The following is a 14359-nucleotide window of genomic DNA, read 5'->3' as shown; positions in this document are numbered from 1 at the left end:
CATGACACTGACGTGTAGCGCATTAACCGTGGGCTACGGTGGTCCAGATGTGGTCAAGAATGTAAATCTCCACTTAGCCAGCGGTCAAGTAACTGCCCTTATCGGGCCAAATGGCTGCGGTAAGTCGACGCTTCTCAAGACCTTGGGCCGCCAACTTACACCCAGCTCAGGTGCAGCCTACCTCTTAGGAAAAGATATCAGCGAGTATTCCTCGCGCGCTTTTGCCCGGGAAGTTTCTTTCCTGCCACAACACCCCGTGGCCCCGGAAGGTGTAGTAGTGCGCGATGTCATCGGCTACGGCCGCTATCCCTATACGGGGGCGCTAGCAACGATGCGGGCCGGAGATCATGAAGCGGTTGAGCGTGCAGCCAGACGTGCTGGGGTGAGCGAGCTGCTTGATACCCCCGCCGCAGACCTTTCGGGCGGCCAGCGCCAGCGCGTTTTCCTCGCTATGACGTTGGCGCAAGAAACACCAATTACCTTGCTTGATGAGCCAACTACTTACCTCGACCCCGCGCACCAATTGTCCATCTTGGACCTCATCCGAGAGCTTAACCGTGCCGAGACTACGGTGGTCATGGTGGTCCACGATATGGTTCATGCCGCGCGTTACGCCGATCGAATCGTAGCTATGCGTGAGGGGCGCATTGTGGCCGAAGGGCCCACCGAGGAAGTTATGACCGCTGAACTCGTACGCGAAACCTTCCATGTTGAGTGCCTAGAGATGACTGATCCATCTACCGGTCGACGCTTCCCCATACCCATTTCCGTTCACGCTCCTGAACTTTTCGGACCCCAGAAGGAAGAAGATAAATCTCTTTAAAAGAACACGTAGTAATGGAAAACGATCTAGGCCATAAGGTCGACTCGAACCGCACACTTATCTTTTGACAACTCCTTAGGGACCATAGTTAGCAAGAATGTTCCAGCCCGATCTCTCGGCACACCAACGGTCACTGGCCTGTAGTTAGAATCCACGGTTTTCGGGTAGGTGCCGTTGCGGTAACTGTCTGTTCCAGCAGCAGCTTTGCCTTCCCTATCGCCGGGCTCATAGCCAAGGTGGGCATCCATCTCAGCATTTAAACCTCTAGTGATCGAGACTTGCAACATGCCCCGAACCAGGTCGTTGGCATCCGTTGTAGACGTGCCTAGGTCATCAATCAGTTTCGCGATTTCAGGGTTAGCAAGAAGCTTCTTTTCAATCGCATCAATCTTGGCCTTATCAACTTAGATCTCGTCGTGCCACACTAGTCATTCTGGCTTATCTCCTTATGCAGGTTGGGAACCTACACACAAACCATTAGACACTCTCTCAATAGCGGCCACCGAATCCGCATAGGAGACTTTGACATGCGCAAAGCCACCTCCCCAATAGAACCGGACGAATAAAGGAAACAGCCGAGCCGACTCCGTCGGCCCGCCGCAGTACCAACTACCCAGAACACAGCAGTACCGAGTCCCCAGTACACCGGTACCAAAACCTCGCATCTGACAGCGCTATCACCGCACGGTAATCCGTCGTAACCGGAGTCCTTCCGGTACGTGCCGCACCCGAGCGGTGTATCTCCCGGAATGAAGTGTCCCGAGCATTGTGAACTGCTACCGGTTTCACACTCAAGCGCTACCGGATGGTCACGACACTGCTACCAAATAGCCGGTCACAACAGATTCCATCACGGTGAAGTGCATGCCACATTGTCCGCACGCCTAAGACACCGTCATTATCCCGATGAATAGCACTAATGCGTTCAATTAGCACAACCGTCACGAAGGCGACGAGCACTTAAGCCCTCGGGCTTTGGACTGGCGATAACCACGCGAGGTGATAAACCCGCCAGCCCGGTTATTTTTCAACGTCTTGCAGATGAACTCGACAGAGAAACAATTCCGGTATTTATCGATGAACCGGATCATAATCGAGGCTTGGGGCCTGGTCGTGAGGCGAAAAAGCTGACGCGGCCTTCAGCAACTCGTTGGTATCTCGAAGCTGGTGATTTTCGCGGCGTAGCCTGGCATTTTCGGCAGCCACGTCTTCAGGAACAGGTTCTGGGGTTCTTCCTGCACGGCGAGCAGGCTTAAGTCCATTGACGAGCTGTGTGCCATGAAACCCCCAACTTTGGAGCTACTGCCTGGCATGCGGGGCGCATTGACATGTTTTCCGCCACGATGCGGTCCTCTACAAGACGAACCACACGGTCCTTTAAATCCTGATCAAAATTTTTCTTAGCATGTTCCAGATTTTCCCATCTACTCAAACGGAACAAAACCTGGGACACTTCATCATGGTGTGTACTTGCTGTCTGTGCGCTCTTTCGTTGCTTTGGCAGACATGGCTGGGCCAAATCGCGGGTAGCGGGCGGGATCGACTACCCTTGGCTAACGTGAGCGAGCAGAAGAATACTGAAGTAAACGATGTCCCTGAGCAGCTGCGCATCCGCCGCGAAAAGCGCGACCGCCTGCTCGAATCCGGCGTGGAGGCCTACCCGGTATCCGTCGAGCGCACCATCGCGCTAAAGGATCTGCGCCATGATTTCCGCGTAGTGGCCGAGGGCGAAGAGCCGGGCAATGAAGAGGGCGTGACCTACCTGGCCGCTGGTGAGGAAACCGAGGTCACCCACGCCATCGCTGGCCGCCTTATCTTCATGCGCAATACCGGTAAGCTGTGCTTTGCCACCTTGCAGGACGGCGATGGCACCCAGATGCAGGCTATGCTTTCGCAGGCCAAGGTGGGCAAGGAGCGCCTCGATGCCTGGAAGTCCGACGTGGACTTGGGCGACTTCATCTCCGTTAGCGGCCACGTGGTTGCTTCCCGCCGCGGCGAGCTGTCCATCATGGCTGAGGAATGGACCATGGCGGCCAAGTCCCTGCGCCCGCTGCCGGTGTCCTTCGCGGATATGGCTGAAGATACCCGCGTGCGCCAGCGCTATAACGACCTCATTATCCGCGAAGAGGCCCGCAAGAACGCCATGGTGCGCGTGAAGGTCATGCGCGCGCTGCGCAATTACCTGGAAAGCCAGGACTTTGTAGAGATCGAAACCCCGATGCTGCAGACCCTGCACGGTGGTGCGGCCGCTCGCCCGTTTATCACCCACTCCAATGCTCTCGATATTGACCTCTACCTGCGCATTGCCCCGGAGCTGTACTTGAAGCGCGCCGTCGTTGGTGGCATCGACCGCGTCTTTGAAATCAACCGCAACTTCCGCAATGAGGGCGTGGACCGCTCCCACTCGCCGGAGTTCGCCATGCTGGAGACCTACGCCGCCTGGGGCGATTACAACGATTGCGCCCGCATGACTCGCGAGTCCATCCAGTCCGTTGCCCGCGAGGTCTTTGGTTCCACCACCGTCACGCTTGCCGACGGCACCGATTTCGACTTCGGCGGCGAGCAATGGCCCGAAATCGAGATGTATCCTTCCCTGAACGAGGCCTTGCAGCGCAAGTTCCCCGGCCAGCCGGAGGTCACCATCGATACCGACGTGGAGACCCTGAAGGGCATTGCCAAGGTCATCGGCCTCGACGTGCCGCAGGGCGAGGGCTGGGGCCACGGCAAGCTGGTGGAGGAAATCTGGGAGGTCCTGTGCGAGGACCAACTGGAAGGCCCCATCTTTGTGAAGAACTTCCCAGTCGAGACCTCCCCGCTGACCCGCCAGCACCGCTCCGAGCCCGGCGTGACCGAAAAGTGGGACCTCTACGTGCGCGGCTTCGAGCTGGCCACCGGCTACTCGGAGCTTGTCGATCCCGTCGTCCAGCGCGAGCGCTTCGAGGATCAGGCCCGCCTTGCCGCCGGCGGCGACGAGGAAGCCATGGTTTTGGACGAGGACTTCCTCGCCGCGATGGAGCAGGGCATGCCACCTACGGCCGGCACCGGCATGGGTATGGACCGCCTGCTCATGGCCCTGACCGGCCTGGGCATCCGCGAGACCGTGCTTTTCCCGCTGGTAAAGCCAGAACAGAAGTAGCCATACCCGGCGCCCACTCGGTGCCCGCCCACGCGGGCACACGTTAGCGCCCCGACACCGGCTGCAGCCTCCCTTTGGCTGCAGCCTTTTTGTGTGCCTACTTCTCCCTACTTCCGCCTACATCTACGTACTTCTATCGACTTCACAAAAGTGCAACCTCCTCGGTGATATCTGAGCGAAAAATGCTACATTTCAGGGCCAAGTTTGCTCAGTTAGCACCGAGGACCTATTGCATAGGAGGGTGCACAAAGGAGGTTGTGCATCGAAGGTTGCACACCGGAGTCTGCACAAAGGAGGTTGCGCTGCGAGAAGTGAGCGGTAAGTGGAGAACGAGCCGGCGAGCGGCCTCAGGCATCATCATCTGTGGGAAGCGGGCCAGCGGAGCGGTCATCACGCAGGCGCTTGATGATGTTTTCTGCAGAAATCAGGCACATCGGCACGCCGACGCCTGGCACGGTGGTCGCACCAGCGTAGTAGAGGCCAGCCACCTTGCGCGAGGCATTGCGCCCCCGCAGGAAGGCGGATTGGAAAAGGGTGTGCGCCGGCCCGATAGAGCCGGCGGACCAGGCATGGTAGCGCTCGGCAAAGTCGGCCGGTCCGAGACTGCGCGTGATGGTGATTCGCTCGCGCAGGTCAGGAATGTTGGCGGTGTGGGCGAGCTGGTTGAGGGCGGCATCGGCAATCGCGGCAACACGCGGGGAAGCCTCGGCGTGGTAGGTATCGCCGTGGCCGTGCGTCTGGGATGCCGGGACGGGGATGAGCAGGAAGAGGTTCTCGTGGCCCGCGGGGGCTACATCCGGATCGGTGGCCGAGGTCTTTGAGATGTAGATGGACTGCGAAGCGCCCAGTGGGCGGGTGGGCTCCGGACCGGAATAAACCGCGCGGAAATCGGGATCCCAGTCCTCGCTAAAAAGCAGCGTGTGGTGCGCCAGCTGCGGCAGCGCGCCCTTTACACCGGCCAATACGAGCACCGTGCCGAGTCCCGGGTTGCGCCGAGCCCAATAGCGTTCCGGGTAGGTGCGCAGCTTCGGCGGGAGCAGCTGGGTTTCGGTATGGTGCAAGTCCGCGGCAGAGACCACGATATCGGCGGCGATGGTGCCCTTATTGGTGCGCACGCCCGTAACCCGGGGAGAAGTTGCGCCGGCAAAAGGCCAACGCTTAGCGCGGCGGGAAGCCCCTGCGGTGGTAGTAATGGCGGTGACCTCCTCGCCCAAGCGGAAGGTAGCGCCGAACTTCTGCGCCTGCCGATGAATGGCTTCGACGACGGCCGCGAAACCGCCCTGGGGATAGCGCACGCCCTCCACCAAGTCGGTATGACTCATTAGCGAATACAGCGCGGGGGCCGCGGCGGGCTCGGAGGATAAAAAGACCGCGGGGTAGCTTAAAATCTGGCGCAGGCGGGTATCGGAAAAGCGATCATTTACGTGATCCTGCAGGCTCGTGCTCAGCAGCGCGGCAATCCACCGCAGGCGGCTGCGGATATCCCGGTGCACCAGGTTGAGCGGGGCGGAAAAGGTGGTGTACAAGAAATGGTCTAGCGCCATGCGGTAGACCTCATCGGCCTCGTCCAAATAGGTGCGTATGCGTGGGCCCGCGCCGGGCTCGAGGGACTCGAAAAGCGCGGCAACTTCCTGCACGCCAGAGTGCATGTCCACGGGGGTAGTACCGGTAAAGACGCGGTAATCGGGCGAGAGGCCCACCAAGTCGAGCTCCGCCTCCGTTGAGGTGCCGCAGAGGGAAAAGAAGTGGTCGAAGGCATCCGGCATGAGGTACCAGGACGGTCCGGTATCCCAGCGGAACCCGGCCTCCGTATAGCTGCCCGCGCGCCCGCCTACTTCTTCTAGGGAATCTACGACGGTGACCTCGTAGCCCTCTTTGCCCAGTAGGGCAGCGGTAGCCAGGCCGGCGATGCCGGCCCCGATGACAACGGCGCGCATCATATTCTCCTTAGTCTGCGGTATTTGGCGGGGGTCCTTCATCTACGCGTGAGCCCATCTCCGCGCGGTGCACTACCGCACCGCGCGCACCGCACGCGCGGCGCGGGCGGCCAGCCAGGCCTTGGTGCGATTCGGCACGGATATGCGGGTGGTGTTTAACTCCGCGGCGGGGGTAGCAGCGAGCCGGTTGGTGAGCTCGGCAAAGATATCGGCGGCCGCGCGCACGCCAACGCGGGCGGAAAGCGGCAAGAGGTTAATGGCTTCTTCGGCGGCGGCGAGCTCGCGGCGGATTTCGGCGATGAGGGCGGATTTGGCGGCCTCGGAAAGCACGCCACCAGCAGCCTGCGGGAAATAGGCCCGGCCGAGGACCGAGGAGTCCTCGCCCAGGTCCCGCAGGAAGTTAATCTTTTGAAACGCGGAGCCCAAGTGGCGCGCACCGCGGTCCATCGCGGCGCGGTCGGCGGCAGAGACGGTCTCTTCCGCTAGGAAGACTTGCACGCACAATAGGCCGATGACCTCGGCGGAGCCGTAGATATACTTGGCGAGCTCGGAAGCGGAATACTCCCGCTGGTTAAGGTCTGCGCGCATGGAATCGAAAAAGGCCACGAGGTGCTCGCGCTGGAATCCGCAGCGCCTGGCGGTAATGGCATAGGAGTGCACGACGGGATCGGTGTGCAGCCGTTTCTCGGGCGCTGCCAGGATAGCGGCCTCGTAGGCGTCGAGCGCGGCGGCGGCATCGATGCTGGCTTGGTCAGCGGTGCCATCGACAAGCTCGTCGGCGATGCGCACCACGGCATAAAGGTGGCGGATGTCTTCGCGCACCCGCCCGCGCAACAGGCGCGTGGCCAGGGAAAAACTGGTGGAATACTGCCCCATAACCTGCGCGGCCGCGCGCGAGGCCGCCTGGTCATAGCGAGTCAACATACTTGCAAAAGTAGCACGCGCCTGAATCACCCTAGCGGTTGGTGGCCCGCGGCTGGCCCTCGGCAAAGCCGGCGGCTGATTGCACGCCCACGGTGGCGCGCTCGTGGAAGCTAGCCAGCGAATCGGCCCCGGCATAAGTACAGGATGAGCGCACGCCGGAGATGATGCGGTCCACCAAGTACTCCACGCCGCCGTGCTCCGGATCGAGGTAGATGCGGGAGGTGGAAATGCCTTCCTCAAACATCTCCCGGCGGGCGCGCTCGAAGGCTTCGGTGGCGGAATTGCGCCCGCGCACCGCCCGGCGCGAGGCCATGCCGAACGATTCCTTGTAGAACGAGCCATCGGCGTCTTTGTGCAGGTCACCGGGTGATTCAAAGGTGCCGGCGAACCAGGAGCCAATCATCACATTGGACGCGCCCGCAGCCAGCGCCAGGGCCACGTCCCGGGGATCGCGCACGCCGCCATCGGCCCACACGTGCGCGCCGACTTCGCGGGCCGCGGCGGCGCACTCCAGCACGGCGGAAAATTGCGGCCGTCCCACGCCGGTTTGCATGCGGGTGGTGCACATCGCGCCGGGGCCCACTCCGACCTTAATAATATCCGCGCCCGCCGCGGCCAGCTCGCGCACGCCGGCGGCCGTGACCACGTTGCCAGCAACAATCGGCAGGCCCAGATCCAGGGCCTTGACCTTGCGCAGCGCCGCCAGCATGCTGTCTTGATGCCCGTGGGCGGTATCGATGACGAGGACGTCAGCGCCGGCATCGGCAAGCGCCCGCGCCCTGCTCTCAACGTCGCCATTAATGCCCACCGCGGCACCGATGTGCAGGCGCCCCTGCTTGTCGATGCCCGGCTGATACATCGTCGCCCGCAGCGCACCCTTGCGCGTCAAAATGCCCGCCAGCGTGCCATCCGGATTGACCACTGGGGCGAGCTTGCGCGAGGTTGTGCGCAGGCGGGTAAAGGCCTCCTGCGGGTCGATGCCCACCGGCAGGGTCACCAAATCCGTGGTCATGAGCTCGCCCACGGCGGTGAAATTATCCTGCCCGCGCAGATCCTTTGGCGTAATGATGCCCACGGGCAGCGCACCGTCGACCACGATGGCCGCGCCGTGGGCGCGCTTGTGCAACAGGTTGCTGGCATAGCCCACCGTGTGGTGCGGCTTGATGGTGATAGGGGTGTCATAGACCAGGTCGGCGGCCTTCACCGAGGCGATCGTTTCCGCCGCGGCCTCCAGGCTGAGGTCTTGGGGCAGGATGGCCATGCCGCCGCGCCGGGCGATGGTCTCTGCCATGCGACGGCCAGCCACCGCGGTCATATTCGCCACGATGAGCGGGATGGTATTGCCCGTGCCATCGGCTGCGGTGAGGTCGACCGCCTGCCGCGAGCCAACATCCGAGTGATTCGGCACCATAAATACATCCGAGTAGGTCAGCTCGTAGGGTGGGCGGGAATCATTGAGGAAATGCACTGTGGGATTGCCTAACGTGAATCGAGGGTGCAGGAAAAGACATCTAAATCATACGCCCCAAGTTTTGCAGGTTAAGCCAACTCAGTATCCTGATTTGGTGTCTCAGAATCCCGCCCCGAAAATCTCCGCAGAGGTCATAGCCAACCTCACCATCTTGGTGCTCTCCGCGATGGTGATGATTTTGAACGAAACCGCGCTTTCGGTGGCGCTGCCCACCATCATGGCGGATTTCTCCATCCCGGCGACTTCCGCGCAGTGGCTGCTGACCGGCTTCTTGCTCACCATGGGTGTGGTCATTCCCACCACCGGGTTCCTGATGGATAAATTCACCACCCGGCAGATTTTTGGCGCCTCTACCGGCGTTTTCCTCACGGGCACGGTGTTGGCGGCCCTCGCCCCGGCCTTTGGGCTGCTCCTTGTCGGCCGCGTGCTGCAGGCCGCCGGTACCGCGCTGATGATTCCCACCCTTATGACCGTGGCCATGACGCTGGTTCCACCGCAACGCCGCGGCACCGTCATGGGCATTATCACCGTGGTCATCTCCGTGGCGCCGGCCTTGGGCCCCACCGTCGGCGGGTTCATCTTGAGCATGGCGACTTGGCACGTCATCTTCTGGACCATGGTCCCGCTCATCGCCGCCATCAGCATCGCCGGCTACTTCCGCCTGGTCAACGTGGGCGAGCGCAGGGATACTCCGCTCGATATCCCGTCGGTATTCCTATCCGCCCTCGCCTTCGGCGGGCTTATATATGGCCTATCGTCCATCGAAAAGATGGCGGAGGGCGGCTCGCTTGCCGATGCCCTCCTGCTCCTCCTCGGCATCCTCGCCCTCATCACCTTTACCGTGCGCCAACTCCGGCTGGCCAAGGTAAATCGCGCGCTTTTGGATCTGCGCCCGTTCAAGGTCCGCAATTTCACCCTCGCGGTCATCGCCATACTGCTCATGTTCGCCCTGCTGCTGGGTACGGTGAATATCTTGCCCATTTATCTGCAGACCTCGCTGGCGGTATCCTCGCTGGTCACCGGCCTCGTGGTGATGCCCGGCGGCCTCCTGCAGGGCGGTATTTCCCCGATTGTGGGGCGGATTTATGACGCCCTTGGACCCCGGCCCCTGTTGATTCCCGGCGCCATCATGTTTTCTACCGGCATTTGGCTGATGACCCTACTGACAGAAAACAGCGAGGTGTGGATGGTCATTTGCATGCATGTGCTGTTCGCCGTGGGCATCGCGCTCATGATGACCCCGCTGATGACGGTCTCGCTGTCCTCGCTTCCCGATGACCTCTACTCCCACGGCTCCGCCATTCTAAATACGCTGCAGCAGCTGGCCGGCGCGGCCGGTACCGCCTTCCTCGTGGCCTTTTTGACCAGCGGCACCAAGTCCGGCCAGGCCGAGGGCATGAGTGAGGCCGCCGCCACCGCCCAAGGCGCACACTGGGCCTTCCTTTTCGCCGGCGTGCTCTCGCTTTTCGTGCTCGTGCTAGCGCCGCTGCTCAAGCGCGTGCCCGCCGCCGACTAGCGCCGCGCGGACTAGCGCCGCGCGGAGTAACCCCTGCCGGGAGAGCGCGGACCGGTCAGCCTCGCCAGCTCTCCTCCGGCGCCTACTGCGCGCACAGCGGCAGCTTTAGCCGCGCGGATTCGGCATCGTCGCCCCACACCATGAAGATGGACTGGGTGCCTTCCACAGCCATAACGTAGGTCTGCGGATCTGTTGAGGCCTCGTAGCTTTGGATGGTGCACTTATCATTAGATAGCTCTACCGGATCGGCATCCGGGAGGACCGCATCGCGTTCTTCCACGCTGGGGTAGTAGGCGGCAGTGTAGCTGAAACCATCCCCCGAGCAGGTGATCTTCGCTTCTTGCCCGTCCTCTGGGGTGCGGGAGGAACACTCCGCGCCGAGCGCGCCGTCTTGGCCGCTGCGCGAGCCAATCAGGCTCGGATAAGCATCCGCTAGGTTCTTTTCCTTGGCATCCCAGCTGGGGTAGGACAGGAAGAACCACAACGCTCCCGCGGCGGCCACCGCGATGACGGCCAGAACGGAAATGAGCGCGATGAGCCCGCCCTTGCCCTTCTTCTTTGGCGGGGCCGCATTCATCGGTGGCATCGGCTGCTGTTGGTATTGCTGTTGATACTGCGGCTGATACTGCGGTCCCGCCTGGTTCTGCGGCGGGAACTGCTGCTGCGGTTGCGGCGGGAAGTGTTGCTGCGGCTGGGACTCGGTTTCTTCGGCCTGTACCGGCGGGAATTGTGAGGTATCGAGATCGCGCTCGGGGCGCAGCGCCGCCACGACCTCTTTGGCGCTCGAATAATCCTCCTCCGGCGTGAAGGAAGGGCACGTGGCGGCGACGAGTTTTTGGAAGGCGCGGACGGCATCGGCGCCGGTCACGCTCTTCGCAGCTTTCTCGGCGGTTTCCTCCGCCGATTTCTCCCCATCGTTCTCGGCGGATTCCTCCGCCGTGCTTGCACCACCTGGACCCGCGGCGGCGAGGACGGCGACCTTATTATCCTCATCCACAAACACGCGATCGGCCTTGAGCCCGTGGACGGCGAAATCCGCGCGGTTGCGGCTAATCAGGAAATCCACAGCGCCTGCCACGGGGGTGAGGATTTCTTGGGCGTGGGGTTTGGCGGGGGCATCGGCAAGCGCGGGTAAAGCGGTACCCGAGCAGGCCTTGCGGACTAAGAATTCCTGGCCATCCGCCGTCGTGCCGGAGCCCACCAGGGCGGCGAGCGCGGGGTGGTGCAGGCCGTGCAGGGCGGTAGAGGCCTTGACGATGCCCTTTGCCTTCGCCGCGAAGATCTCCACCGTAAATTCCTCCTGCGTGGAGCCATCCTCCACGGCAAAAAGGGTGGAATTAGGGCCCTCATCCAGCACTGCCTTTTCGTGCAGGTTGTGCTGGGAGGCAAAGAATTCGGGAAGGTGCGGCACGGCTGTTTTATTCCTTTGTATCTACGAGGCGACAGGGAGAATGAAGAAGATTCTAGGGCAAAAAGGCCCTGTTCGCTACCGGCGTACACCCATGTGAGCTGCGAGTATGGGCGGTTTGGGGCGTTTATAGGCCAATGGGGGCCAAAAAGAGGAAATCCTTTGGGGCGTGCGGCGTTACAGTGGGTACCACATTAGAAGCGAAAGTTTAGGGGAGTCATGTTCGAGAGGTTTACAGACCGTGCTCGTCGCGTCATCGTTTTGGCGCAAGAAGAAGCACGCATGCTTAACCACAACTACATCGGAACCGAGCACATCCTGCTCGGCCTTATCCACGAGGGAGAAGGTGTAGCCGCCAAGGCTCTAGAGTCCATGGGTATTTCCTTGGAGGACGTGCGCCGTGAGGTAGAAGAGATCATCGGCCAGGGCAGCCAGCCGCACACCGGCCACATTCCTTTTACCCCGCGCGCCAAGAAGGTCCTCGAGCTGTCCTTGCGCGAGGGCCTGCAGATGGGGCACAAGTATATCGGCACGGAGTTCCTCCTGCTCGGACTTATCCGTGAGGGTGACGGCGTTGCCGCACAGGTGCTGACGAAGCTCGGCGCGGACCTGCCGCGCGTGCGTCAGCAGGTTATCCAGCTGCTGTCCGGCTACGAGGGCGGCCAGCAAGAAGGCGGCGGCGACTCGAACCAGGCCCCAGGCCCCATCGGCGCGGGCGCAGGTTCCGGTGCCGGCGCTGGTGGGCGCGGTGGCTCCGGCGGCTCGGGCGAGCGCTCCAACTCGCTCGTGCTGGACCAGTTCGGCCGCAACCTCACCCAGGCAGCCAAGGACGGCAAGCTAGACCCCGTCGTTGGCCGCGAGTCTGAGGTTGAGCGCATCATGCAGGTGCTCTCGCGCCGCACGAAGAACAACCCGGTGCTCATCGGTGAGCCCGGCGTTGGTAAGACCGCCGTGGTAGAAGGCCTGGCGCTGGACATCGTCAACGGCAAGGTCCCAGAAACGCTCAAGGACAAGCAGCTGTACTCGCTTGACCTGGGTTCCTTGGTTGCCGGTTCCCGCTACCGCGGTGACTTTGAGGAACGCCTGAAGAAGGTTCTTAAAGAAATTAACCAGCGCGGCGACATCATCTTGTTCATCGACGAGATTCACACCCTCGTCGGTGCCGGTGCTGCCGAGGGTGCCATCGACGCTGCTTCGCTGCTCAAACCCAAGCTGGCTCGCGGCGAGCTGCAGACCATCGGTGCTACCACCCTGGATGAGTACCGCAAGCACATCGAAAAGGATGCCGCGCTGGAGCGTCGTTTCCAGCCGGTGCAGGTCGATGAACCTTCGCTGGATGATACCTTCCTCATCCTGAAGGGCCTGCGCGATAAGTACGAGGCGCACCACCGCGTGTCCTACACCGATGAGGCGCTGCACGCTGCCGCGCAGCTGGCGGACCGCTACATCAATGACCGCTTCTTGCCGGATAAGGCCGTCGACCTCCTCGATGAGGCCGGTGCCCGCATGCGCATCAAGCGCATGACCGCCCCGAAGGGCCTGCGCGAGGTCGATGACCGCATCGCGGAAGTCCGCCGGGAAAAGGAAGCGGCTATCGATGCCCAAGACTTTGAAAAGGCCGCCGGCCTGCGCGATGACGAGCGTAAGCTGGGCGAGGAGCGTTCCGAGAAGGAAAAGCAGTGGCGCTCCGGCGACCTGGAGGAAATCGCCGAGGTGGGCGAGGACCAAATTGCTGAGGTCCTGGCGCACTGGACCGGCATCCCCGTGCTGAAGCTGACGGAGAAGGAATCTTCCCGCCTGCTCAACATGGAAGAAGAGCTGCACAAGCGCATCATTGGCCAGGACGAGGCGGTCAAGTCCGTCTCCCGCGCCATCCGCCGCACCCGTGCAGGCCTCAAGGATCCACGCCGTCCTTCCGGTTCCTTCATCTTCGCCGGCCCGTCCGGTGTGGGTAAGACCGAGCTGTCGAAGTCGCTGGCTAACTTCCTCTTCGGTTCGGATGATGACCTCATCCAGATCGATATGGGTGAGTTCCACGACCGCTTTACCGCCTCCCGCCTCTTCGGTGCTCCTCCGGGATACGTTGGCTACGAAGAGGGCGGCCAGCTGACCGAAAAGGTTCGCCGCAAGCCGTTCTCCGTGGTGCTTTTCGATGAGATCGAAAAGGCCCACAAGGAGATCTACAACACCTTGCTGCAGGTGCTGGAAGACGGCCGGCTTACCGATGGCCAGGGTCGCGTCGTCGACTTCAAGAACACCGTCCTCATCTTCACCTCGAACCTGGGTACCCAGGACATCTCGAAGCCGGTGGGCTTGGGCTTTACCGGCGCCAGCGAGAACGATTCGGACGCCCAGTACGAGCGCATGAAGGCGAAGGTCAACGACGAGCTGAAGAAGCACTTCCGCCCCGAGTTCCTGAACCGTATCGATGACGTCGTGGTCTTCCACCAGCTCACCCGCGAGCAGATCGTGCAGATGGTTAACCTGCTCATTGGCCGCGTGGGCACCCAGCTGGAGGAGCGCGATATGGGCATCGAGCTCACCGACAAGGCCCAGAACCTCCTGGCCCAGCGCGGCTTCGACCCGGTTCTTGGTGCCCGCCCGTTGCGCCGCACCATTCAGCGCGATATCGAGGACCAGCTCTCGGAGAAGATCCTCTTCGGCGAGATTGGCGCCGGCGAGATCATCTCGGTCGACGTCGAAGGCTGGGACGGCGAGTCCAAGGACGACTCCGGCGCTACGTTCACCTTCACCCCGCGCCCGAAGCCGTTGCCGGATGACATCGATGAGCCCTCGCTTGCCGATGCCTCCGTGCGCGACAATAACCCCTCCGAAGACGCCGCCGACGGTTCCGATTCGGATTCCGATTCCGACGGTGACAACGGCGACGGCAACGGCAACGGCGGCCCCGAGGGCGACGATCCGAAGGATGGTGGCCCGAAGGACGGCGGTTCCGGTTCCGGCAATGATGGCATTGACACCAACGGCGAGCCAGATGTCATTTCCCCGGACGTGCCTTCGGAAAAGCCGGGCCTCGGCAACTCCGACGATGATGGCAAGAACCCGCCACCAGCAGGTGCTGGCCAGCCGATGTAACTAATCGGCTCGCCCCGACCCGGCTCGGGCTTGGCTCGTCCCGCCGCG

At 61.9% G+C, this 14359-nt stretch carries 10 protein-coding genes and 1 pseudogene; 4 read left to right on the top strand and 7 right to left on the bottom strand.

Features of this window, described 5'->3' with window-relative positions; genetic code table 11:
• Window position 1: 1 nt before the first annotated feature.
• Window positions 2–823: an ABC transporter ATP-binding protein gene (locus HMPREF1267_RS10695; protein ID WP_023029238.1), complete on the top strand. Its 822-nt coding sequence runs from the start codon at window positions 2–4 to the stop codon at window positions 821–823.
• A 74-nt stretch (window positions 824–897) separates the two neighbouring features.
• On the opposite strand, the pseudogene HMPREF1267_RS12850 reads toward HMPREF1267_RS10695, so the two are convergent.
• The 3 genes and pseudogenes from HMPREF1267_RS12850 to HMPREF1267_RS13420 form a co-directional block, all read right to left on the bottom strand.
• Window positions 898–1191, bottom strand: a pseudogene (locus HMPREF1267_RS12850) (transposase); the annotation flags it as partial.
• A gap of 430 nt (window positions 1192–1621) precedes the next feature.
• Window positions 1622–1759 (bottom strand): IS3 family transposase, encoded by a 138-nt coding sequence (locus tag HMPREF1267_RS13605; RefSeq protein WP_349819793.1) that lies wholly within the window; start codon window positions 1757–1759, stop codon window positions 1622–1624.
• Window positions 1760–2075: 316 nt separating this feature from the next.
• Window positions 2076–2276, bottom strand: a complete 201-nt coding sequence (locus HMPREF1267_RS13420) for a hypothetical protein (RefSeq protein ID WP_232018276.1) — start codon at window positions 2274–2276, stop codon at window positions 2076–2078.
• Window positions 2277–2381: 105 nt separating this feature from the next.
• On the opposite strand from HMPREF1267_RS13420, the gene lysS reads away from it, so the two are divergent.
• On the top strand, window positions 2382–3959 hold the full coding sequence (lysS, locus tag HMPREF1267_RS10690) for a lysine--tRNA ligase (RefSeq protein WP_034654464.1): 1578 nt from the start codon (window positions 2382–2384) through the stop codon (window positions 3957–3959).
• Between the two features lie 347 nt (window positions 3960–4306).
• Here lysS and crtI read toward each other — a convergent pair whose 3' ends face one another.
• The 3 genes from crtI to HMPREF1267_RS10675 form a co-directional block, all read right to left on the bottom strand.
• Entirely contained in the window at window positions 4307–5899 is a 1593-nt protein-coding gene (gene crtI, locus HMPREF1267_RS10685; RefSeq protein WP_034667247.1) for a phytoene desaturase family protein, read from the bottom strand.
• Window positions 5900–5968: 69 nt separating this feature from the next.
• A complete protein-coding gene (locus HMPREF1267_RS10680; protein WP_023029235.1) occupies window positions 5969–6820 on the bottom strand; it encodes a squalene/phytoene synthase family protein in 852 nt (283 codons plus the stop codon).
• A 31-nt stretch (window positions 6821–6851) separates the two neighbouring features.
• Complete coding sequence (locus tag HMPREF1267_RS10675) at window positions 6852–8288, bottom strand: GuaB1 family IMP dehydrogenase-related protein (protein ID WP_023029234.1); 1437 nt, start codon at window positions 8286–8288, stop codon at window positions 6852–6854.
• Between the two features lie 97 nt (window positions 8289–8385).
• Between HMPREF1267_RS10675 and HMPREF1267_RS10670 the strand changes: the two genes are divergently transcribed.
• Window positions 8386–9807, top strand: a complete 1422-nt coding sequence (locus HMPREF1267_RS10670; RefSeq protein WP_023029233.1) for an MDR family MFS transporter — start codon at window positions 8386–8388, stop codon at window positions 9805–9807.
• 82 nt (window positions 9808–9889) lie between these two features.
• On the opposite strand, the gene HMPREF1267_RS10665 is transcribed toward HMPREF1267_RS10670, so the two are convergent.
• Window positions 9890–11218, bottom strand: coding sequence for a hypothetical protein (locus HMPREF1267_RS10665; RefSeq protein WP_023029232.1), 1329 nt, complete (start codon window positions 11216–11218; stop codon window positions 9890–9892).
• A gap of 216 nt (window positions 11219–11434) precedes the next feature.
• Here HMPREF1267_RS10665 and HMPREF1267_RS10660 point away from each other — a divergent pair, with 216 nt between their 5' ends.
• On the top strand, window positions 11435–14311 hold the full coding sequence (locus HMPREF1267_RS10660; protein WP_023029231.1) for an ATP-dependent Clp protease ATP-binding subunit: 2877 nt from the start codon (window positions 11435–11437) through the stop codon (window positions 14309–14311).
• Window positions 14312–14359 lie beyond the last annotated feature (48 nt).

The sequence above is a fragment of the Corynebacterium sp. KPL1824 genome (assembly GCF_000478095.1).
Taxonomy (GTDB): domain Bacteria; phylum Actinomycetota; class Actinomycetes; order Mycobacteriales; family Mycobacteriaceae; genus Corynebacterium; species Corynebacterium accolens.
The sequence above is the reverse complement of the archived record's forward strand: the minus strand, read 5'-3'. Positions and strand labels throughout refer to the sequence as shown.

Coding starts and splice junctions, on each gene's coding strand:
- HMPREF1267_RS10695 (WP_023029238.1), top strand. CDS start 2: ATGACACTGACGTGTAGCGCATTAACCGTGGGCTACGGTGGTCCAGAT.
- crtI (WP_034667247.1), bottom strand. CDS start 5,899: ATGATGCGCGCCGTTGTCATCGGGGCCGGCATCGCCGGCCTGGCTACC.
- HMPREF1267_RS10680 (WP_023029235.1), bottom strand. CDS start 6,820: ATGTTGACTCGCTATGACCAGGCGGCCTCGCGCGCGGCCGCGCAGGTT.
- HMPREF1267_RS10660 (WP_023029231.1), top strand. CDS start 11,435: ATGTTCGAGAGGTTTACAGACCGTGCTCGTCGCGTCATCGTTTTGGCG.